15 protein-coding genes, 3 tRNA genes and 1 pseudogene are annotated in these 19,952 nt (G+C 66.1%); 6 read left to right on the top strand and 13 right to left on the bottom strand.

The features are described from left to right. Positions 1-24 precede the first annotated feature (24 nt). Complete coding sequence (gene rnr, locus RTO53_RS05455; protein ID WP_312236851.1) at positions 25-2,490, bottom strand: ribonuclease R; 2,466 nt, start codon at positions 2,488-2,490, stop codon at positions 25-27. Between the two features lie 128 nt (positions 2,491-2,618). Here rnr and RTO53_RS05460 point away from each other — a divergent pair. Next, a tRNA-Leu gene (locus tag RTO53_RS05460) sits at positions 2,619-2,705 on the top strand. 67 nt (positions 2,706-2,772) lie between these two features. On the opposite strand, the gene RTO53_RS05465 is transcribed toward RTO53_RS05460, so the two are convergent. Further along, positions 2,773-2,931: a hypothetical protein gene (locus RTO53_RS05465; protein ID WP_312236852.1), complete on the bottom strand. Its 159-nt coding sequence runs from the start codon at positions 2,929-2,931 to the stop codon at positions 2,773-2,775. Then, positions 2,932-3,459, bottom strand: coding sequence for a glutathione S-transferase family protein (locus RTO53_RS05470; RefSeq protein ID WP_312236853.1), 528 nt, complete (start codon positions 3,457-3,459; stop codon positions 2,932-2,934). Positions 3,460-3,616: 157 nt separating this feature from the next. Here RTO53_RS05470 and RTO53_RS05475 point away from each other — a divergent pair. Next, positions 3,617-3,703, top strand: a tRNA-Leu gene (locus tag RTO53_RS05475). Between the two features lie 188 nt (positions 3,704-3,891). Continuing rightward, a tRNA-Leu gene (locus RTO53_RS05480) sits at positions 3,892-3,978 on the top strand. A gap of 514 nt (positions 3,979-4,492) precedes the next feature. Here RTO53_RS05480 and RTO53_RS05485 read toward each other — a convergent pair. Together RTO53_RS05485 and RTO53_RS05490 are read right to left on the bottom strand one after the other, a co-directional pair. Then, the gene (locus tag RTO53_RS05485; RefSeq protein WP_312236854.1) at positions 4,493-5,212 is read right to left on the bottom strand and encodes an SDR family oxidoreductase; all 720 of its coding nucleotides are present in this window, start codon (positions 5,210-5,212) and stop codon (positions 4,493-4,495) included. A gap of 76 nt (positions 5,213-5,288) precedes the next feature. Then, on the bottom strand, positions 5,289-6,137 hold the full coding sequence (locus RTO53_RS05490; protein ID WP_312236855.1) for an SDR family NAD(P)-dependent oxidoreductase: 849 nt from the start codon (positions 6,135-6,137) through the stop codon (positions 5,289-5,291). A 107-nt stretch (positions 6,138-6,244) separates the two neighbouring features. On the opposite strand from RTO53_RS05490, the gene RTO53_RS05495 reads away from it, so the two are divergent. Then, positions 6,245-7,129: a helix-turn-helix transcriptional regulator gene (locus RTO53_RS05495; protein ID WP_312236856.1), complete on the top strand. Its 885-nt coding sequence runs from the start codon at positions 6,245-6,247 to the stop codon at positions 7,127-7,129. A gap of 17 nt (positions 7,130-7,146) precedes the next feature. Here RTO53_RS05495 and RTO53_RS05500 read toward each other — a convergent pair. The 5 genes and pseudogenes from RTO53_RS05500 to RTO53_RS05520 form a co-directional block, all read right to left on the bottom strand. Then, positions 7,147-7,489 (bottom strand): annotated as a pseudogene (locus RTO53_RS05500) (DUF3363 domain-containing protein); the annotation flags it as partial. 84 nt (positions 7,490-7,573) lie between these two features. Continuing rightward, on the bottom strand, positions 7,574-9,160 hold the full coding sequence (emrB, locus tag RTO53_RS05505) for a multidrug efflux MFS transporter permease subunit EmrB (protein WP_312236857.1): 1,587 nt from the start codon (positions 9,158-9,160) through the stop codon (positions 7,574-7,576). 7 nt (positions 9,161-9,167) lie between these two features. Continuing rightward, on the bottom strand, positions 9,168-10,355 hold the full coding sequence (emrA, locus tag RTO53_RS05510; RefSeq protein ID WP_312236858.1) for a multidrug efflux MFS transporter periplasmic adaptor subunit EmrA: 1,188 nt from the start codon (positions 10,353-10,355) through the stop codon (positions 9,168-9,170). Positions 10,356-10,365: 10 nt separating this feature from the next. Then, positions 10,366-11,859, bottom strand: coding sequence for an efflux transporter outer membrane subunit (locus RTO53_RS05515; RefSeq protein WP_312236859.1), 1,494 nt, complete (start codon positions 11,857-11,859; stop codon positions 10,366-10,368). Further along, on the bottom strand, positions 11,856-12,302 hold the full coding sequence (locus RTO53_RS05520) for a MarR family transcriptional regulator (RefSeq protein ID WP_312236873.1): 447 nt from the start codon (positions 12,300-12,302) through the stop codon (positions 11,856-11,858). Before RTO53_RS05520 ends, RTO53_RS05515 begins: the two co-directional genes overlap by 4 nt. 148 nt (positions 12,303-12,450) lie before the next feature. Between RTO53_RS05520 and RTO53_RS05525 the strand changes: the two genes are divergently transcribed. Further along, entirely contained in the window at positions 12,451-13,329 is an 879-nt protein-coding gene (locus RTO53_RS05525) for a helix-turn-helix transcriptional regulator (protein ID WP_312236860.1), read from the top strand. Positions 13,330-13,387: 58 nt separating this feature from the next. Then, complete coding sequence (gene parC, locus RTO53_RS05530) at positions 13,388-15,631, top strand: DNA topoisomerase IV subunit A (protein WP_312236861.1); 2,244 nt, start codon at positions 13,388-13,390, stop codon at positions 15,629-15,631. Positions 15,632-15,899: 268 nt separating this feature from the next. Here parC and bfr read toward each other — a convergent pair whose 3' ends face one another. The 3 genes from bfr to asnB form a co-directional block, all read right to left on the bottom strand. Next, positions 15,900-16,388, bottom strand: coding sequence for a bacterioferritin (bfr, locus tag RTO53_RS05535; RefSeq protein WP_256777386.1), 489 nt, complete (start codon positions 16,386-16,388; stop codon positions 15,900-15,902). A 166-nt stretch (positions 16,389-16,554) separates the two neighbouring features. Continuing rightward, the gene (locus RTO53_RS05540) at positions 16,555-17,955 is read right to left on the bottom strand and encodes a cation:proton antiporter (RefSeq protein WP_312236862.1); all 1,401 of its coding nucleotides are present in this window, start codon (positions 17,953-17,955) and stop codon (positions 16,555-16,557) included. Positions 17,956-18,028: 73 nt separating this feature from the next. Next, positions 18,029-19,720 (bottom strand): asparagine synthase B, encoded by a 1,692-nt coding sequence (gene asnB, locus RTO53_RS05545; protein ID WP_312236863.1) that lies wholly within the window; start codon positions 19,718-19,720, stop codon positions 18,029-18,031. Between the last annotated feature and the right edge of the window lie 232 nt (positions 19,721-19,952).

Consider the following 19,952-nt stretch of genomic DNA (forward strand, 5'->3'; position numbering starts at 1 on the left):
GGCTGCACCCGGTACGCGCCTCGCTCAGTACTTCTGCTTCTTGCGCTTGGCCGGCTGACCACGCGGCGGCAGTTCCGCCGTCTCGTCGTCGTTCTCCTCCACCAGGCGGAAGTCGATCTTGCGCTCTTCCATGCTGGCCTTCAGCACCAGGATCCGCACCCGGTCGCCCAGGCGGTACGCCTTGCCACGGCGTTCGCCGCTGAGCGTCTTGCGGGTCGCGTCGAACTGGTAATAGTCGTGCGGCAGCTGGGTGACGTGGACCAGGCCGTTGACCTTGGACTCGTCCAGTTCGACGAACAGGCCGAAGCTGGTCACCCCGCTGATCACGCCATCGAACTGGCCACCAACGTGCTTTTCCATCCACGCCGCGCGGTAGCGCTCGTCCACTTCGCGCTCGGCCTCGTCGGCACGGCGCTCGCGTTCGGAACACTGCAGCGCCAGCGCGGACATCTCGCGGGCCGAATAGGTGTATTTGTCCAGCGAGCCACCGGTGAGCGCGTACTTGATCGCCCGGTGCACCAGCAGATCCGGATAACGACGGATCGGCGAGGTGAAGTGCGCATACGCATCCAGCGACAAGCCGAAGTGCCCCTGGTTGTCCGGCGAATACACCGCCATGCTCTGGCTGCGCAGCAGCACCGATTCCAGCAGGGCCGCGTCCGGGCGCTCGCGCACCTTCTTGAGCAGCTTGGTGTAATCGCCCGGCTGCACCTTGGCCCACGGCGGCAGGCTCAGCTTGAATTCCTTGAGGAACTCGAGCAGGTCGTCGTACTTGGCTTCCGGCGGCTTGGCGTGGTCGCGGTACGGCGCCGGCACCTGCTTGTGCAGCAGGTACCGCGCGGCCTGCACGTTGGCCGCGATCATGCATTCTTCGATCAACTTGTGCGCATCGTTGCGCACCAGCATGCCGGCCTGGGACACCTCGCCGGTGTTGTCCAGCACGAAGCGCACTTCGGAAGATTCGAATTCGATCGCACCGCGGCGGGTACGCGCCTTGGCCAGCACCTTGTACAACTGGTGCAGGTGCTCGACCTGCGGCAGTACCGCGGCGATCTGGTTGCGCACCGCCACGTCGTTCTCGCCCACCGCCTGCCAGACCTGGTTGTAGGTCAGGCGTGCATGCGAATTCATCACCGCTTCGTAGAAGCGCGAATGGATCACGTCACCGTCGCGGTTCACCTGCATGTCGCAGACGAAGCACATCCGGTCGACCTTGGGCATCAGCGAGCAGATGCCGTTGGACAGGGTCTCCGGCAGCATCGGCACCACGAAGCCCGGGAAGTACACCGAGGTGGCGCGCTTCTGTGCTTCATCGTCGAGCGGGGTGCCCGGGCGCACGTAGTTGGACACATCGGCGATGGCCACCACCAGGCGGAAGCCTTCGGCGTTGGGTTCGCAGTAGACCGCGTCGTCGAAGTCCTTGGCATCCTCGCCATCGATGGTCACCAGCGGCGTGCTGCGCAGATCCACGCGCCCACCGATGCTGTCCGGCTCGACCACCATCGGCACCGCCGAGGCCTCGTTGAGCACCTCCTGCGGGAACTCGAACGGCAGCTCGTGGCCGTGGATCGCGGTTTCCACGATCAGCGATGCGGTCAGCTTGTCGCCGAGCACCGCGATGATGCGGCCGATCGGCGGGCGACGCGTATCCGGCGCCTGGGTCAGCTCGCAGACCACCAGCTGGCCGTCGCGGGCATCGCCGGTCTGGTCCGGCGGAATCTGTACATTGCGCTGCACGCGCTTGTCGTCGGGCACCACGTAGTTGATGCCGAATTCGACGCTGAAGCGGCCGATCAGGCGGGTCATGCCGCGCTCCAGGACGCGCGCGATGCTGCCCTCGCGACGGCCACGACGGTCGATGCCGGTGACGTTGGCCAATACCCGGTCGCCGTGCATGACCTTGCGCATTTCATACGGCGGCAGGAACAGGTCATCCCCGCCCTCCACCGGACGCAGGAAGCCGAAGCCTTCCGGGTTGGCGATGACCACGCCGGTGATCAGGTTGGTGGCCTGCACCGGAGCAAAGCCGCCGCGGCGGTTCTGCACCAGCTGGCCGTCGCGCACCATCGCACCCAGGCGCTTGCCCAGTGCATCGGCGCGGTCCGGCTCGGTCAGGCCGAGATGGACGCCGATCTCTTCAGCGGTCTGTGGACCGTCGCAGCGGTCCAGCAGCTGCAGGATCGCCTCACGGCTGGCGATCGGCTGCGCGTAGCGCTCTGCTTCGCGCGCGGCGTGCGGGTCTACGACGTTCATGTCGGCAGCGGTCGGGTGCGGGCGGCGGCGGGTCGGGATCGGCACGCCGGCGTCCGGTTTCGGCCCGCTACGCTTCCCGCCACGCGGTGGCGCAGGGGTGTTCATTGATTCGGGCATCCACGGTGGCAGCTTGCCGGCCTTCTTGGCGGCAGCGCGGGGCTTGCCCGACGGACCGGCAGCCTGTGGCGCCGGGGACTTGGGGGCTTTCGCGCCCCGGGTCGGTTTCTTTGGTTTCATTGGCCTCCATGGTAACCGCTGACGGTGTGCAGAAGCGGTCGAGGCGCGTGCACATGCAGGTTTGTGAAGAAATTTCGCAAAAGCGTTGACAGGGGCTGTCGGCATCTCCACAATTCGCCTCCTGAGTCGCCCAGGTGGCGGAATTGGTAGACGCACTAGCTTCAGGTGCTAGCGGGGGCAACTTCGTGGAGGTTCGAGTCCTCTCCTGGGCACCACGACTCGGTAAATGATCAAACCCGCGCAAGCGGGTTTTTTCGTTTCTGGCCTCCGGCGCCGCGCCGCTCAGGCCTGCGGGTCGTAGTAGCGGCGCGCCAGCCCCGCCCGTCCCGGGAAATACTTGAACCACGGACGGGCCGCATCGACCACCGCAGCCACCTCGGCATGTGCCATCAACCGCTCCACGTACGCCGACAGCGCGGCCTGCGCGGCGGGCAACGGCACTTAAGCCATTGCATAGAACAACGCCGGCGCCGCAGCGCAGTCGGCCAGGGTGAACGCCTCACCCGTCAGCCAGCGTCGCCCCGCGAGCTGCCGATCCAGCAGTCCATAGCTCTTGAGCAGGGTGGCCCGCGCCGCCGCGGTGACCTGCGCATCCCCCTGCCCGTCCGGCTGCAGCAGCGCGGCGGTCAGCGCCTGCATCGGGGTCATGACGTAGAAGTCGCAGAACCGGTCCCAGAACCTCACCGCCAGCGCCTGCGCCGGATCCGCTGGAATGAGCAAGGCACCGCCGGCGGCATGATGGAGCTGCAGGTGCTCGATGATGATGCTGGTCTCGCCGACGGGCGTGCCCTGTTCGACCAGCAGCGGCATCTTGTCCAGCGGCCACAGCGCCCGGAACGCCGCGCGCTCGACCGGGTCGCCGAGGTTCAACAGCCGCGTGTCCAGCGCGACGCCGAGCACGCCGGCGGCGATCAGCACTTTCTGGCAGCACGAGGACAGCGGATGGAAATGCAGGATCGGGGTCGCCATGGGGGGAACGCCTTGCTGCGGGGTAGGACGAGTATTTTGAGTGGCCACATCCGGGGTCAAGCCGCGCTGCGGCACTGCTGCCCCCACCCGGTGTCGATACCGCGTCAGAATGCATTGACAGCCCTGCAATGCTTCCGCATAATTCGCCCCCTGAGTCGCCCAGGTGGCGGAATTGGTAGACGCACTAGCTTCAGGTGCTAGCGGGGGCAACTTCGTGGAGGTTCGAGTCCTCTCCTGGGCACCATGACTCAGTAAATGATCAAACCCGCGCAAGCGGGTTTTTTCGTTTCTACGGTTTGAATGCCCGGGTGTCGGATGCCTGCTTCGCTGGACATGCCGGTGCGGTGATCCGGCGGCGCGCGACGATCAGAATTTTCCGCGACATGCTGTTGACACATTCCTGGTTCTCGCGCAGAATTCCCCTCCTGAGTCGCCCAGGTGGCGGAATTGGTAGACGCACTAGCTTCAGGTGCTAGCGGGGGCAACTTCGTGGAGGTTCGAGTCCTCTCCTGGGCACCATGACTCAGACAATGATCAAACCCGCGCAAGCGGGTTTTTTCATGTCTGGGGGGTGGGGATTGTTTTCTTTAAAAAGCTAGAGCCAGAGCGTTGCGTCTGCGCCTGCGCCGGGGTGGGCAGGGATGTGTGGGTTCGCGGGACACGCCGTGAACCCATCCCTGGGGGCTCGCGTACGCCATCCATGGCGTACGACGGTCCCGCGAACCCACACACCCCCGCCCCAGACGGTGGGCTGGGGGTCATCGAAGAAACGGGAAGCAAAGCACGCATGACAGGGCTCGTGTTCGGGTTGGTGTTTATGGGTGCAGGTGTGGGTGTTTGAATGGGCGTGAGTGTTGAGTCTGGTTGTTCGTCGCGCATTACCCCTCAAAGCGAAAGCGCAGCCCGTGGGCTGCGCTTTCGTCGTGGGCGTCGAAAGAAGGGTTCGCTCGTCAGGCTTGCTTCGGTGGTACGGCTCTGATCGCAGGTTTATCTCTCTCTATGACCTCGTGAAACGATGGCTTGAGCCGCCGTCTTAGCCGACCAAGCGCAAGCCTCCATCGCAGGTGATGACGTGTCCATCGATAAAGCTGTTGGCGATGAGAAAGACGATGGCCTGCGCGACGTCTTGCGGCTGGCCAACACGCCCGACAGGCGTCTTGGCGGCGTAGTCCGCAAAGACGGGCGCTTTTTGCTCGTCCGTCAGGAAATCCCACCAGGGCGTGTCGATCACACCCGGAGATACGCCATTGACACGCAGAGGGCGCAACTCCGCGGCGAGGATGGGCACCAGGGCTGCAACCGCCGCGTTCGCTGCGCCGATTCCGGCTGTTCCAGGCATGGCGGCCTGAGCGGTCACCGCCGAGATGAAGGTGATACTGCCGTCCTTGCGCAAGGACGGAAGTGCAGCCTGTGCCGTGGCAAAGTGAGGGAAAACCTTTTCCTCGAAGCCCTGCCGCACTTCGTCGAGGCTGACAGATGCGAACGGCCCGGCGCCTTTGCCGCTACCAAGCGACAGAACAAGGTGATCGAATGCGCCAATGCCTGCGAAGGCATTGGGCAGGCGGTCCGTGTCAGCCGCGTCAAGAACGAGGACGGCAAGATCACCGCCCAGCTCATTCTTCGCCGCTTCCAGTCGCTGTTCGGTACGGCCGGTGATCGTGACTCTGTGGCCCAGGGCAAGAAGCTGGCGAGCGGTCGCAAGGCCAATACCGGTCGATCCGCCGATGATGACGGTGTGTTGTTGAACGGGCATGATTTTTCCTTTATCTGATGGTTGAGCGATGCAACGTGTGACTACGTTGGAAGCACCGGTTGCATGACTGGCGTTGTTACGCGCCGCTTGATGAGCCCGGGTGGGCTGTCGGCAATCCGACAAGTTCGAGGCTGATCGACCGCAAGCGATCACGCGCGGCAGCGTCATAGGCTTGTGGGTTGGCCCGTCGTGGCTGAAGTCCATCGAAATAACAACCGCTCATTCCGTCCGTCTGGTCGGCAACAGCAAGATGGAGGATTGCATTGGCTCCTTCATCAACGGTGCTGATCGGTGCAATACCGTCCTCGCGCACCATCGCGGTATCCATATAGGTCGCCGGATGCAGGCCATTTGCCGCGACACCTGATCCGTCCAGTTCATTGGCGAGATCGAGGGTAAACATGATCTGCGCGAGCTTGCTCTGGCAGTAGGCTCGCGCACCGCTGTAGCCTTTCATCAGCATGAGGTCGGCGAAATCGATGGGCTGCTGTCCCATCGATGCCACATTGACGATTCTGGCGGGGTGGCTCTTTTGCAGAAGTGGCAGAAGAAGACGGGTTAACAGGAAGCTGGAGAGATAGTTGACGGCGAAGCGCAACTCGTAGCCATCCCGGCTGACCTCCCGCGACGAACTGGCACCACCCACGCCGATTCCAGCGTTGTTGATAAGCACGTCAAGACGGCCATGGTCACGTTGAATGGCTTCTGCGAGTGCACGCACCTCGGCCAGCGAGGAAAAATCGGCGGAATAAAAGGTTCCCCTACCGCCGGATTGGCGTATCTCCTGCAGCAGGCTGTCGGCCCGCACGCGGTCACGGCCGTGGATCAACAGCGTCGCTCCGGAATTCGCCAGTCGTTGGGCAACGCGGCGCCCGACGCCATCGGTCGATCCGGTAATCAATATCGTCTTTTCCTTCAGCTCCATACTGCCACCCTTTCTTCAACTTGATCGGAGTGATGGCAGTGTTCCCCTATCCTGGGACCACAAACAGTTCCCGTACTATCCTGGTATTGGTACTGCTACGATGAGGTATGAGCGATCTTCCAGCCACCCTCGAAATTCGTCGACGCGAGTTCGGGGCCTTCCTGCGTTCCCGCCGTGAAAAGCTGACGCCTGCCAGCGTTGGGTTGGCTGAAGGATTTCGCCGGCGAACACCGGGGCTGCGACGCGAGGAGGTTGCAATGCTCGCTGGCGTAGGGACTACCTGGTACACCTGGCTCGAGCAGGGCCGCGATGTGCATCCCTCGGTGGAAGTGCTATCGGCACTTGCCGACGCCCTCAAACTCGATCCAGCCGAACGGCGGCATCTTTTCATCCTGAACAACCGGCCCCCACCGCAAGCCGCTCTGACGGGGCCGGAACAGGTGGAAGAACCCTTGAGGCGCATGTTGGACAGCCTGACGGGGCAGCCTGCCTATGTGCTGGGCCGTCGCTGGGACGTGCTCGCCTGGAATCGTGCGGCCGAAGTGCTGTTTGGCGACTACGGAAAGCTCCAGGGGGACGAACGCAACATCATGCACCTCGTTTTTGCCAACCCTGCGCACCGCCGTTTGCTGATCGATTGGGACAAGCTCGCGCCGGCATCGCTGGCCATGTTCCGTGCCGACAGTGCCCGTTATGCCGGTGATCTCGAGTTCGAGCGGTTGATTGCCACGCTGATGAAAGCCAGCCGCGAGTTCCGGGACTGGTGGCCCAGGCATGACGTGCTGCGGCCCTTTACCGGACACAAGCGCATCAAGCATCCGGTGGGCGGTCGCATGACGTTTGAATACACCAGCCTGGCTGTCTCCGATCAGCCAGACATGAAACTCATCGTGTACACGCCACTCAACGAGGCGAAGACGGCCATGAAACTGGCTGACTTGCTTCAGACGCCGTCCCGGAGCACAGGAATGCGACGTTTCAGCAGCCAGTGATCGCCCAATAGGCGGTGGCGCTGCCCCAGTCGCTGCTCGATCACCGACCGCCAAGGCAACAGGCTGAACCCCATGCCCTCGTCCAGCATCGCGTAGCGTCCGCTGGTGGACATGATGGCCCCCCATGTTCGGTCAGGACGCTGGCGCGCTGCTGCATCGCTTGCTTGGCGTCTGCGCCAAAGCCCACGTCGCCCGGCTCCAAGCCGCCGCCAATCCGTGGCTGGCCAAGCCTGGTGGCCCCGATGACGCGGGCCTGCCGCTCAATCCGCAGAGGGGATTTCAGTACCAACGTCACGCACCCAAACGCTGCGCATCGTAGTGACGGCCCTGCTCGCGAAGGTCATTCGGCACCTTCCAGAGGTGGTGATCAGTGCGGACATGCCATCGCTCGCCAGCGCGGCGACGTTCAACCCTGCACCCCCACCACCGCGCCGGAACCGCTGATCAATGCCCGCCGGCCGAGGCTGCACCTGCGCCTGCGCCGAACGGCGGCTTGGCCAGCCACAGGAAGGCGATGATCGCCAGGAAGATCCAGCCCAGCAGGAAGAAGATGTCGTTGAAGCCCATCTGCGACGCCTGGTGGTTGATCATGTTGTTGAGCACCGCCGCGCCATGTTGCAGATCGCCCTGCCCCATCGCCGCCACCTGATCCTGCATGCCCGGCTGGTAGGCCGAAATGTGCTCGGTCAGATCCGCATGGTGAACCTGCGTCCGGCGCGCCCACAGCCACGTCGTCAACGATGCCGCGAAACTGCCGCCCAGCGTACGCAGGAACGTCGCCAGGCCCGAGCCCGCCGCGATCTCGCGGCCGTCCAGGTCCGACAGCAGGATCTGCAGCACCGGCATGAAGAACAGCGCCACGCCGATGCCCATGATCAGCTGCACCCCCGCCACGTGGGCGTAGTCCACCTGCAGGTTGAAGTCCGAACGCATGAAGCTGGTGAAGGACAGGAACACGAACGCGAACGAGGCAATCATGCGCATGTCGAAACGCGACGCGTACTTGCCCACGAACGGCGTCATGATCACCGGCAGGATGCCGATCGGTGCCGTTGCCAGGCCTGCCCAGATCGCCGTGTAACCCATGTCGCGCTGCAACCACTGCGGAATCAGCAGCGATACGCTGAAGAACGCCGCGTACGCCACCACCATCGCCAGCGTACCGGCGCGGAAATTGCGGTGCCGGAACAGCTTCAGATCCACGATCGGGTCCTTGTCGGTCAGCTCCCAGATCAGGAACACCGCCAGGGCCACTACCGCCACACAGGCCAGCACGACGATCTTGGTCGAGGAGAACCAGTCTTCGTCGTTGCCCAGGTCGAGCACCAGCTGCAGCGCGCCCACGCCGATCACCAGGGTGATCAGGCCGACGTAATCCATCTTCGGCTTCTCGATCTGCTCCGGGCGGCCCTTCAACTGGCTGCCCACCACCATCGCCGCGAAAATGCCCAGCGGCACGTTGATCAGGAAGATCCACTCCCAGCTGTAGTTGTCGGTGATCCAGCCGCCCAGGATCGGGCCGCAGATCGGCGCCACCACCGTGATCATCGCCAGCAGCGCCAGCGCCTGCCCGCGTTTCTCACGGGGGTAGATCGAGACCAGCAACGACTGCGTGATCGGGTACATCGGACCGGCCACGAAACCCTGCAGCGCGCGCGACAGCACCAGCATGCCCATGCTCTGGGCCAGGCCGCACAGCAGCGAGGTGACCACGAAGGCCAGCGTCGCCCAGATGAACAGCTTGCGTTCGCCGAAGCGGCGGCTCAGGAAGCCGGTCAGCGGCAGCGCGATCGCGGTGCTGACCGCGAACGAAGTGATGACCCAGGTGGCCTGCTGCGAACTGGCACCGAGGTTGCCGGCGATGGTGGGCAGCGAGACGTTGGCGATGGTGGTGTCGAGCACCTGCATGAACGAGGCCATCGCCAGGCCGACGGTGCACAGCGCGACGCTGGGAGGCAGGAAACCGGCGGCCGCACCGGGCGCCGACGGTGCGCCCGGGGTGCCGGGCGCGGCGGGAGCTTGTGCGGACATGGTGGCCTCAGTTCGCCTTGGCCTGCTGCGGCAGGTTGCCCTGGATGATCGTATGGATCATGTCATCGGCGCTGTGCAGCTGCTTGGCGTAGACGTCGGTGTCGAACACCTGGCCCTTGGCGATCTGCGTCGGCAGCACGGTGCCCTTCTGGTCGCGCAGGCTCACTTCGGCCTTGATCGACAGACCGATGCGCAGCGGATGCTCGGCCAGCTGCTTGGCATCGATGGCGATGCGCACCGGAACGCGCTGCACGATCTTGATCCAGTTGCCGCTGGCGTTCTGCGCCGGCAGCAGCGAGAACGCCGAACCGGTGCCCAGGCCCAGGCTGTCGATGCGGCCCTTGTAGGTGACGTCACCGCCGTACAGGTCCGAACGCAGCTCCACTTCCTGGCCCAGGCGCATGTGGCGCAGCTGGGTTTCCTTGAAGTTGGCTTCCACCCACATCTGTTCGGTGGGCACCACCGCCATCAGCGCGGTGCCCGGCTGGACGCGCTGGCCCACCTGCACCGAGCGACGGGCGACGTAGCCGCTGACCGGCGCGACGATGCCGGCGCGGGCGTTGTTGAGGAACGCCTGGCGCAGCTGCGCGGCGGCGGCCTGCACGTCCGGCTGGGTGGCGATCACGGTGTCATCGACCAGCGCGTTGCTGCGCTCGAAGGTTTCGCGCGAACCGGCCACGGCCGCTTCGGCGCCGGCCAGCTCGTCGCGGGCGTGGGCCAGTTCTTCGTTGGAAATCGCACCGGTGGCAGCCAGGCCCTTGCGGCGGTTGAAGTCCTCGCGGACCCGCTTCAAGGTCACCTGGCGCGCGTTCAGATCCGCCTGCGCGCCTTCCACGCTGCGGTACAGACCGCGCGTCTGGCGGACCGTCTTGGCCAGGTTGGCCTCGGCCTGCTGCAGCGCCACTTCGGTATCGGCCGGGTCCAGCTGCACCAGCAGCTGGCCACGTTCGACGCGCATGCCGTCATCGGCGTTGATCGAGACCACCGTGCCGCTCACCAGCGGGGTGATCTGCACCTGGTTGCCCTGCACGTAGGCATCGTCGGTGTCTTCGAACCAGCGGCCGAACATGAAGTACCACAGGGCCAGCGCGGCCAGCAGCAGCACCACGATGACCAACAGGCCGCGCAGCAGCTTGCCACGACGGGACGGAGCTGCCGGGGCGGCAGCGGGAGCGGGAGCGGATGTCTGGCTCATGGGATGTGTCTCAGAAATGCGTGGAATCGGGGGTGGCGGCAACCGGGGCAGCGTCGCTGGAAGGCGTAAAGCCGCCGCCCAGCGCCTGGCTCAGTCGCACCGAAACAAGGATCTGGCGCGACTGCAGATCGGCCAGCCGCTGCTGGGACGCCAGCAGCTGCTCTTCGACACTGAGCACGTCCAGGTAGCTGCCGATGCCGGCGCGGTAACGCTGGTCGGCCAGGTCGTGGGCGGCACGTGCCGTGCTCACCGCCTGGGCCTGCGCGGCAGCCTGGTCGGCCAGCGAGCGCACCGCGTTGACCTGGTCGGCCACATCGCGCAGCGCGTTGACCACCGACTGGTTGTAGTCGGCCACGGCCAGGTCGTACTGCGCATCGGTCTTGTCCAGGTTGGCGCGCAGGCGGCCACCGTCGAAGATCGGCAGGCTCAGCGCCGGGCCGAGGAAGGCGAAGGTCGAGCCGCTCTTCAGCAGCTGGTCCACTTCACTGGAGACCACCCCGCCCAGCGCGGTCAGGTTGAGGCTGGGATAGAACTGCGCCTTGGCCGCGTGGATCTCGCGACCGGCCGCTTCCACCCGCCAGCGCGCGGCGACGATATCCGGGCGACGCCCGAGCAGTTCGCTGGGCAGCACGCCCGGCAGCTGCAGCGCCATGGGATTGAGTACCTGCGGGCGCACGATCTGCAGGCCGCGGTCCGGGCCCTGCCCGACCAGCGCGGCCAGCGCGGTGCGGGCCTCGTCGATCTGCTGCTGCGCGGCCTGCTGTTGCTGCTGCGCGGCCGGGATGCGGGCTTCGGCCTGGCGGGTCTGCAGGTCGCTGTCGATACCGGCAGTGCGACGCTGCCGGGTCAGGTCCAGGGTCTTCTGCGAACGCGCCAGCTCTTCGCTGGCCACATCGTGCAGCGTCCACGCATAGCCCAGCTGTGCGTAGGCCTCGGCGATGGCCGCCGACAGGTTCAGGCGCGCGGCCTGGGCATCCACTTCGGCGGCATGGCCGCTGTCCACGGCCGCTTCCCAGGCGGCGCGCTTGCCGCCCCACAGGTCGATGCCGTAACTGAAGCTGAGGTAGGCCTGGCCGCTGCCGGCATAACTACCGCCCAGCTCGTCGCCGACCATCGATTCGGGCAGGCGCACGCCGGTGTAGCCGCCGGAAGCGGACAGCTTGGGCAGGCGGTCGGCGTGGGCGGTGCCGATCTGCGCACGGGCCTGGCGCAGGCGCGCATCGGCCGCGTCCAGCCCGGGATTGCGCTGCAGGCCTTCGGCGATCAGCGCGTCGAGCTGCGGGTCACCCAGCGCGCGCCACCAGTCGGTGGCCGGCCAGCCGGGCTGGCTCAGCCCGCTGGCGGACAGGGTGCGCTGGGTCTGCAGGCCGTCGGCGTCCAGCAGCCGCCCGTGCGGTTCCAGGCCGCGGCTGCTGGCACACGCAGCCAGCGCAAGCGCCAGCACGGACAGCAGCACCGGCCGCAGCGGGCGCAGTGAAGAGGTGCGATCAGAGATGGAGGTCATGGCGAATCATTCAGGGAGTCACGTACACGGGTCATGAGGGAAAGCAGCTGGGCGCGCTCGTCCGGGGACAGATCGCGCAGGGCGTCGTCGATGGTCTGGTCGCCGCGCTGCTTCAGCCTGGCCCACAGTTGGCGGCCTTCATCAGTCAATACGATCTGCAACGCCCGCCGGTCCTGGGCATGCGGCTCGCGCCGCACACAGCCCATCGCTTCCAGCTTGTCCAGCAGGCGGGTTACCGCGCTGGGCACCTGGTCCAGGGCCTGGGCCAACTCGTTGGCGGTGCACGGGGCCTTGACCGAGAGCACCTTCAATCCGAGGTAGTGGGTGAAGCCAATGCCGAGGTTTTCCTCGGCCATCGACGTGTCGAGCTGACGGACCAGGCCGTCGCGCACCTGGCGCAACAGCAGGCCGAAGCTGGGAGGATGGGCTTCAGGGCAGATCATCATGCGGCGCACTTTACTTCCAGAAGATATATTTCTCAATGAAACTATTCAATCTGGAACAAAATGCTGTGTTGCAACAAACAGAACACTGCTTGGGGTGCGTCACCTTAATAGCCATCGCCGATGGCCCGGTATTACAATCTGGACAATGAATAACATTTTCAGGCCAGAGGACGCCGCACTCTCCCCGCCGCTGGTCCGCCACGAGGTGCTGGACTGGCTCGAGCGCGACGATGGCGTGCCGGTGCTGGGCTTCCAGATCGAGAGCGCGCGCGGGCTGGAACGCGAGATCGACTGGCACGAGCACCGCCGGGCCCAGCTGATCTGCGTGGAAGTGGGTCTGCTCAACACCCGCACACGGCACGGCAACTGGTCGCTGCCACCGGGCTGCGCCGGCTGGATGCCGCCGGGCGAACCGCACACCGTGGACATCTCCGGGCCGCTGCGTGGCTGGGGCCTGATCATCAGCCCGGCGCTGGCCCATGACCTGCCCGACGAGCCGTGCGTGATCGCCATTTCCGACCTGCTGCAGGCGCTGGCGCTGCGGGTGACCCGCTGGGTCCCCACCCCCAAGGCCGATCTGCGCCAGCAGCACATGATCGAGGTGCTGCTGGACGAGATCCGCAATGCGCCGCGCCAGCGCATGCACCTGCCGATGCCGCAGGACCGGCGGCTGCTGCGGATCGCCTCGCAGCTGATCGCCGATCCGGCCGACGGCCGCAGCCTGGAACAGTGGGCGCACTGGGCTGGGCTGTCGCCGCGTACACTCACCCGGCACTTCCGCGACGAGACCACCCTCAGCTTCGCCCAGTGGCGCCAGCAGGCGCGCCTGGCCGACGGTCTGCGGCGTCTGTCGGATGGGCACAGCGTGTCCGACATCGCCTACGAGCTTGGTTTCAGCAGCCCCAGCGCCTTCGTCACCGTGTTCCGCCGCCACTTCGGCTGCCCACCCGGGCGCTACCTGGCACGGACCGGCCACCCCCTCAATCCATCACGCGGCTTGGCATCCCCGGCCGCATCCGGATAATCGTCCGCCTGCGAGGGCGACAGCCGTCGCCGTCCCTTGCCACAGGTAACAATCCCGCATGACCGATCTTGCCCGCCCCGCGTTCCACGGCTTTGAACAGCTGCCCCTGCGCGAGTACGCCGAACGGGCGTACCTGGACTATTCGATGTACGTGGTGCTCGACCGCGCACTGCCGTTCATTGGCGACGGCCTCAAGCCGGTGCAGCGCCGCATCATCTATTCGATGAGCGAGCTGGGCCTGAATGCCGCCTCCAAGCCGAAGAAGTCCGCGCGTACGGTCGGTGATGTGATCGGCAAGTACCATCCGCATGGTGACAGCGCCTGTTACGAAGCGCTGGTGCTGATGGCCCAGCCGTTCTCCTACCGCTATCCGCTGATCGAAGGCCAGGGCAACTTCGGTTCCACCGACGATCCCAAGTCGTTTGCGGCCATGCGTTACACCGAGTCCAAGCTGACCCCGATCGCCGAAGTGCTGCTGGGCGAAATCAACCAGGGCACCACCGACTGGACCCCGAACTTCGACGGCACCCTGGAAGAACCGACCTGGATGCCGGCGCGCCTGCCGCACCTGCTGCTCAACGGCACCACCGGCATCGCCGTGGGCATGGCCACCGACGTGCCGCCGCACAACCTCAACGAGATCGTCAGCGCGCTGCTGCACCTGCTCGATGATCCGGACGCGACCATCGCCGACCTGTGCGAGCACGTGAAGGGCCCGGACTATCCGAGCTTCGCCGAGATCATCACCGCGCCGGCCGACCTGCGGAACATGTACGAAACCGGCTACGGCAGCGTGCGTGCACGCGCGACGTACTTCAAGGAATCGACCAACATCGTCATCAACGCGCTGCCCTTCCAGGTATCGCCGTCGAAGGTGATCGAGCAGATCGCCGCGCAGATGCGCGCCAAGAAGCTGCCGTGGCTGGAAGACATCCGCGACGAGTCCGACCATGCCAACCCGGTGCGGGTGGTGCTGGTGCCGCGCTCCAACCGCGTGGACGCCGACCAGTTGATGGGCCATCTGTTCGCCACCACCGACCTGGAGCGCAGCTACCGGGTCAACCTCAACGTGATCGGGCTGGACGGGCGTCCGCAGGTGAAGAACCTGAAGATGCTGCTCAGCGAGTGGCTGCAGTTCCGCGCCACCACCGTCACCCGCCGCCTCACCCATCGGCTGCAGAAGGTCGAGCGCCGCCTGCACCTGTTGGACGGCCTGCTGGTGGCCTTCCTCAACCTGGATGAAGTGATCCGCATCATCCGCACCGAGGATGAGGCCAAGCCGGCGCTGATCGCGCGTTTCGGGCTGAGCGAGGAACAGGCCGATTACATCCTGGACACCCGGCTCAAGCAGCTGGCGCGCCTGGAAGAAATGAAGATCCGTGGCGAGCAGGACGAGCTGGCCAAGGAGCGCGCCAGGATCCTGTCGATCCTGGACAGCAAGGCCAAGCTGAAGAAGCTGATCCGCGACGAACTCACCGCCGATGCGAAGAAGTTCGGCGATGACCGCCGCTCGCCGCTGGTGCAGCGTGGCGCGGCGCAGGCCATCGATGAAACCGAGCTGGTGCCGAGCGAGCCGATGACCGTGGTGCTGTCGGAGAAGGGCTGGATCCGTGCGGCCAAGGGCCACGACATGGACCCGTCCACCCTGTCCTACCGCGACGGCGATGCGTTGCTGGGGGCGGTGCGTGCGCGCAGTACCCAGCAGGTGGCGTTCCTGGACAGTGAGGGCCGCGCGTATTCGACCCTGATCCACACCCTGCCCTCGGCGCGCGGCAACGGCGAACCGCTGACCGGCCGCTTCTCGCCGGCGCCGGGCAGTGCCTTCATGACCCTGGCCAGTGGCGAGAACAACACCCGCTTCGTGCTGGCCTCCACGCACGGCTACGGCTTTGTGACCCGCTTCGAGAACCTGACCGGGCGCAACAAGGCCGGCAAGGCGATGCTCAACCTGACCTCCGGCTCGAAGGTGCTCACCCCGGCGGTGGTCGCCAATCCGGAAACGGACCGCATCGTGGCGGTGACCAGCTCGGGCAACCTGCTGGCGATCGCCGCCAGCGACCTGCCGGAACTGGACAAGGGCAAGGGCAACAAGATCATCGACATCCCCAAGGCCAAGCTCGCCACCGAGCGCGTGGTCGCGGTGGTGTCGGTCGCCCCGGGCAACACGCTGCTGGTACGCAGCGGCGCGCGCACGATGAACCTGTCGTTCAAGGACCTGGACACCTACCTGGGCACGCGTGCGACGCGCGGCCACCTGCTGCCGCGTGGCTGGCAGAAAGTGGAAGGGTTGGCGGTGGAGTAACGCGGGCTACGGCCGGCGCTACCGATCACGCACACGCAGAAAGGCCGGGTTTCCCCGGCCTTTTTGCTTGATTCAACGTCGGCTGGCTGGCGGATGCTGGCGGGCGGACGGGGACTTGATGCGGCGAGCTGGCGAAGGCTGGCTGGCGCGCGGTGGAACCAGGGGGGCGGTAGTGCCGGCCGCTGGCCGGCTCCCCGCAATGCCCGAACGGATACACCGGGCCCCGCGATGTACGCAGCACATCGTGGGGCTGATGGGCGTATGCGCGTCAGTGCGCCGCCGTGCCTTTGGCATCCATCTTGCTGGTCTGGTACAGGGCCAGGCCGATGCGCTTGATCAGGCCCAGCTGCTGTTCCAGCCACCAGGCGTGGTCTTCCTCGGTGTCCTTCAGCTGCACCAGCAGCATGTCGCGGCTGACGTAATCCTGGTGCTGCTCGCACAGCTTCATGCCGGCGGCCAGGTTGTCGCGCACGCTGTATTCGGTGTCCAGATCCTTCTGCAGCATCTCTTCCACGGTCACGCCGGGCTCGAAGGCATGCGGGCGCATGTCCGGGGTACCGCCCAGGAACAGGATCCGGCGCAGCAGCGCATCGGCGTGCTGGGTTTCTTCTTCCATCTCGTGGTTCAGGCGTTCGTACAGCGCGAACAGGCCCTGGTCCTCGTAGCGGCGCGAATGGATGAAGTACTGGTCACGCGCAGCCAATTCGCCGCGCAGCAGTTCCTTCAAACACGCGATGACGTCCGGATTGCCTTTCATTGGGGGTGCTTCCTGGTGGATCGATGGGCGCCATGGTGCCGCATCCACAAATCCAATGATCTAATCGGAATCACTTGCAGTTGCGCTTCGCCCGGCCACTACATGGCCCTCACAGTGCCTCAACCGGGGGACACCGTGGTGCACAGCGGCCGACCAACGGTCGGCGCTACGTCGTGGCACCTGCCCGGCCTGTCCCGCGCTCCATCCAGCTCAACAGCGGGCCGGTCATGGCCGTGGTCACCAGCGCCATGATCACCAGCACGGCGAACAGGCGATCACCGAGGAAGCCCAGCTCGTAGCCCAGGTTGAGCACGATCAGCTCCATCAGGCCGCGGGTGTTCATCAGCGCGCCCAGCTTCCACGCGTCGTGGCTGTCCATGCCCGCGCTGCGCGCCGCGCTCCAGGTGCCGATCAGCTTGCCCAGCGTGGCCACCGCGATGACCACCAGGCACAGCACCAGGTCGCTGGCCTGCAGGGCATCGGCGCGCATGCGCAGCCCGGTCATGGCGAAGAACAGCGGCAACAGCAGGGTCACCGCAAACGGCTCCACCCGGGCCGCCACGGTGTGGCGCAGGGTGGCATTTCCCGACACCGCCACGCCGGCGGCGAACGCGCCGAACAGCGCGTGGATGCCCAGCATTTCGGTCACCAGCGCGCAGCCCAGTGCCATCAGCAGCATCACCAGCAACCACCGCCCTTCCTGGCCGGGGGCGATCACCTGCCGCGAGAACCAGGGCCGTACCACCGCCAGCATGACCCCGACAAAGGCCACCACGCAGACCAGGTTGATGGCCGCCGGTACCCACCCCTGCGCCTGTGCAGCGGCCACGATCAGCGCCAGCAGGCACCACGCCGTCGCATCGCCGAGCGCGGCGCAGGCGATCGCGGTCTGCCCCAGCGGCGTGCTGGTCATGCCGCGGTCGGCCAGGATGCGCAGCAGTACCGGGAAGGCGGTGATGCTCAGGGAAATGCCGACAAACAAGGCAAAGCCGGTGAAGCCGACCCCGCTCGGTGCGTGCGCGGCGTACAGCCAGATCGCCAGCCCGACGCCGAGCACGAACGGCACCGCGATGCCGGCGTGGCTGACCACGAAGGCGAAGCGACGGCGCCCGCGCAGCCCGCCCAGGTCCAGTTCGGCCCCGGCCACCAGCAGGAACATCAGCACGCCCAACTGGCTGAGCAGGCCCAGCGACCCCAGCGAGGCCGGCGGGAACAGCGCGCCGTGCAGGTCCGGCAACAGCGCCCCCAGCACCAACGGTCCCATCATCAGGCCGGCGGCCATCTCGCCGATCACGCCCGGCTGGCCGAACCGCCGGAACAGCCAACCGGCGCCCTTGGCCACCAGCAGCAGCACCAGCAGCTGCATCAGGAACAGGCCCAGCGGCGCGTGCAGGTGGGCCGCCCAGTCGGTGCCCAGCGACGACTCGGCGCGGGCCACCTGCACGGCCACCGTTGGGCCGGCGTAGCGCGCCAGCGCGAGGCCAACCAGCAGTGGCAGCGCCACCCAGCCCAGGTAACGCCACGCCAGCCCGCTGCGGCGCATGCCGCCGGTGGTATCTGCTTCCATTACCGATCCCCATCGATTGAGGGGCGATTCTACCGCTGCACGGCGCCGCTGCGCCGTGCAACGCGTGTGCCGATCAGGCCAGCGCCTGTTCGTGCACCCCGGCCACCGCGCGGCCGGACGGGTCGGCCATGGTGGCAAAGCTGGCATCCCAGGCGATGGCGGCCGGCGACGAGCATGCGATCGACTTGCCGCCCGGCACCGTTTCGGCCGCGGCCTGCGTCGGGAAGTACTGCTCGAACACATGGCGGTAGTAGTACGCCTCCTTGGTCTGCGGCGGGTTGTGCACGAACCGCTTGTCGGCCGCCGCCATCACCCGGTCGCTGATCTGTGCGTCGGCATGCGCCTTGAGCCCGTCGATCCAGCCGTAGCCGACGCCGTCGCTGAACTGCTCTTTCTGCCGCCACAGGATCGACTCGGGCAGATAGCCTTCGAATGCCTCGCGCAGCACCGCCTTCTCAATGCGACGTGCGCCCTGCGGCCCCTGCCCTACCATCTTGTGGCGGGCGTCGATGCGCATGGCCACATCGAGGAATTCGCGGTCCAGGAACGGCACGCGCGGCTCCACGCCCCAGGCCATCATCGACTTGTTGGCGCGCAGGCAATCGTAGTTGTTCAGCGCGTCGAGCTTGCGCACCAGTTCTTCATGGAATTCGCGGGCGTTGGGCGCCTTGTGGAAGTACAGGTAGCCGCCGAAGATCTCGTCGCTGCCCTCGCCGGAGAGCACCATCTTCACGCCCATCGCCTTGATCCGCCGCGCCAGCAGGAACATCGGCGTGGACGCGCGGATGGTGGTGACGTCGTAGGTTTCCACGTGGCGGATCACCTCGGGCAATGCGTCCAGGCCTTCTTCGAAGGTGTACTCGAAGCCATGGTGCACCGTGCCCAGCGCTTCGGCGGCGATCGCCGCGGCCGCCAGGTCCGGTGAGCCTTTCAGGCCGATGGCGAAGGAGTGCAGACGCGGCCACCACGCCTCGCTTTTGTCACCGTCCTCGACGCGATGGCGCGCATAGCGTGCGGCCACGGCGGCCACCAGCGAGGAGTCCAGCCCGCCGGACAGCAACACGCCATAGGGCACGTCGGTCATCAACTGGCGGTGCACGGCGCGCTCGAAGGCCTCGCGCAGCGCGGCACGGTCGGCCTCGACACCTTCCACCGCGTCGTAGTCGCGCCAGGGCCGCTCGTAGTAACGGGTCAACGTGCCGGTGGCGCTGTCGTACCAGTGGCCGGGCGGGAACTGCGCCGCATCGGCGCAGATGTCCACCAGCGACTTCAACTCCGACGCCACCACCAGGCGGCCGTCCTTGTCATGGCCCCAGTACAGCGGCACCACCCCGATCGGATCGCGTGCGATCAGCACCCGCTGCTGGTCGCGATCCCACAGCGCGAAGGCGAAGATGCCGTTGAGGCGGTTGAGGAACGAGGCCGGGCTGTCCTGCCGGTACAGCGCGTTGATCACTTCGCAGTCCGAGCCGGTCTGGAACGCGTAGGGCTGGGCCAGTTCGGCCTTCAGTTCGCGGTGGTTGTAGATCTCGCCGTTGACCGCCAGGGCCAGCCCGCCGTCCTCGGACAGCAGCGGCTGCGAACCGCCGGCCGGATCGACGATGGCCAGCCGCTCGTGCACCAGGATGGCGCCGGCATCGACGTACACCCCGCTCCAGTCCGGGCCGCGATGGCGCTGGCGCTGCGACAGGTCCAGCGCATGGCGGCGCAGCGCGGTGAGGTCGTCGCCGGCCTGCAGGCCGAAAATTCCGAAGATCGAACACATGGGAACAACTCCTGATGATGGGGGGGTACACGGGGTGCAGGCGGTCGAGCGGCCAAAAAAAAACCCGCATCGACCGATGCGGGTTTTCTGGTGTCCGGGGGTATGGTGCCTGTACTAGCCCTGGTCGCAGTCCCGCATTGGCCGCGCACGATTATTCGCGCGCAGGTTATTGCGGTTGGTATTGGTGACGGCGGTGGCCGGGAGCGAGTGCATGGATCGACCGTAACCGGCT

Source organism: Stenotrophomonas sp. (assembly GCF_031995405.1).
Taxonomy (GTDB): Bacteria; Pseudomonadota; Gammaproteobacteria; order Xanthomonadales; family Xanthomonadaceae; genus Stenotrophomonas.

What these genes read in the sequence shown, in the direction of transcription:
- rnr (WP_312236851.1), bottom strand. Translation starts at nt 2,490, where the DNA reads ATGAAACCAAAGAAACCGACCCGGGGCGCGAAAGCCCCCAAGTCCCCG.
- RTO53_RS05470 (WP_312236853.1), bottom strand. Translation starts at nt 3,459, where the DNA reads ATGGCGACCCCGATCCTGCATTTCCATCCGCTGTCCTCGTGCTGCCAG.
- RTO53_RS05485 (WP_312236854.1), bottom strand. Translation starts at nt 5,212, where the DNA reads ATGCCCGTTCAACAACACACCGTCATCATCGGCGGATCGACCGGTATT.
- RTO53_RS05490 (WP_312236855.1), bottom strand. Translation starts at nt 6,137, where the DNA reads ATGGAGCTGAAGGAAAAGACGATATTGATTACCGGATCGACCGATGGC.
- RTO53_RS05495 (WP_312236856.1), top strand. Translation starts at nt 6,245, where the DNA reads ATGAGCGATCTTCCAGCCACCCTCGAAATTCGTCGACGCGAGTTCGGG.
- emrB (WP_312236857.1), bottom strand. Translation starts at nt 9,160, where the DNA reads ATGTCCGCACAAGCTCCCGCCGCGCCCGGCACCCCGGGCGCACCGTCG.
- emrA (WP_312236858.1), bottom strand. Translation starts at nt 10,355, where the DNA reads ATGAGCCAGACATCCGCTCCCGCTCCCGCTGCCGCCCCGGCAGCTCCG.
- RTO53_RS05515 (WP_312236859.1), bottom strand. Translation starts at nt 11,859, where the DNA reads ATGACCTCCATCTCTGATCGCACCTCTTCACTGCGCCCGCTGCGGCCG.
- RTO53_RS05520 (WP_312236873.1), bottom strand. Translation starts at nt 12,302, where the DNA reads ATGATCTGCCCTGAAGCCCATCCTCCCAGCTTCGGCCTGCTGTTGCGC.
- RTO53_RS05525 (WP_312236860.1), top strand. Translation starts at nt 12,451, where the DNA reads ATGAATAACATTTTCAGGCCAGAGGACGCCGCACTCTCCCCGCCGCTG.
- parC (WP_312236861.1), top strand. Translation starts at nt 13,388, where the DNA reads ATGACCGATCTTGCCCGCCCCGCGTTCCACGGCTTTGAACAGCTGCCC.
- bfr (WP_256777386.1), bottom strand. Translation starts at nt 16,388, where the DNA reads ATGAAAGGCAATCCGGACGTCATCGCGTGTTTGAAGGAACTGCTGCGC.
- RTO53_RS05540 (WP_312236862.1), bottom strand. Translation starts at nt 17,955, where the DNA reads ATGGAAGCAGATACCACCGGCGGCATGCGCCGCAGCGGGCTGGCGTGG.
- asnB (WP_312236863.1), bottom strand. Translation starts at nt 19,720, where the DNA reads ATGTGTTCGATCTTCGGAATTTTCGGCCTGCAGGCCGGCGACGACCTC.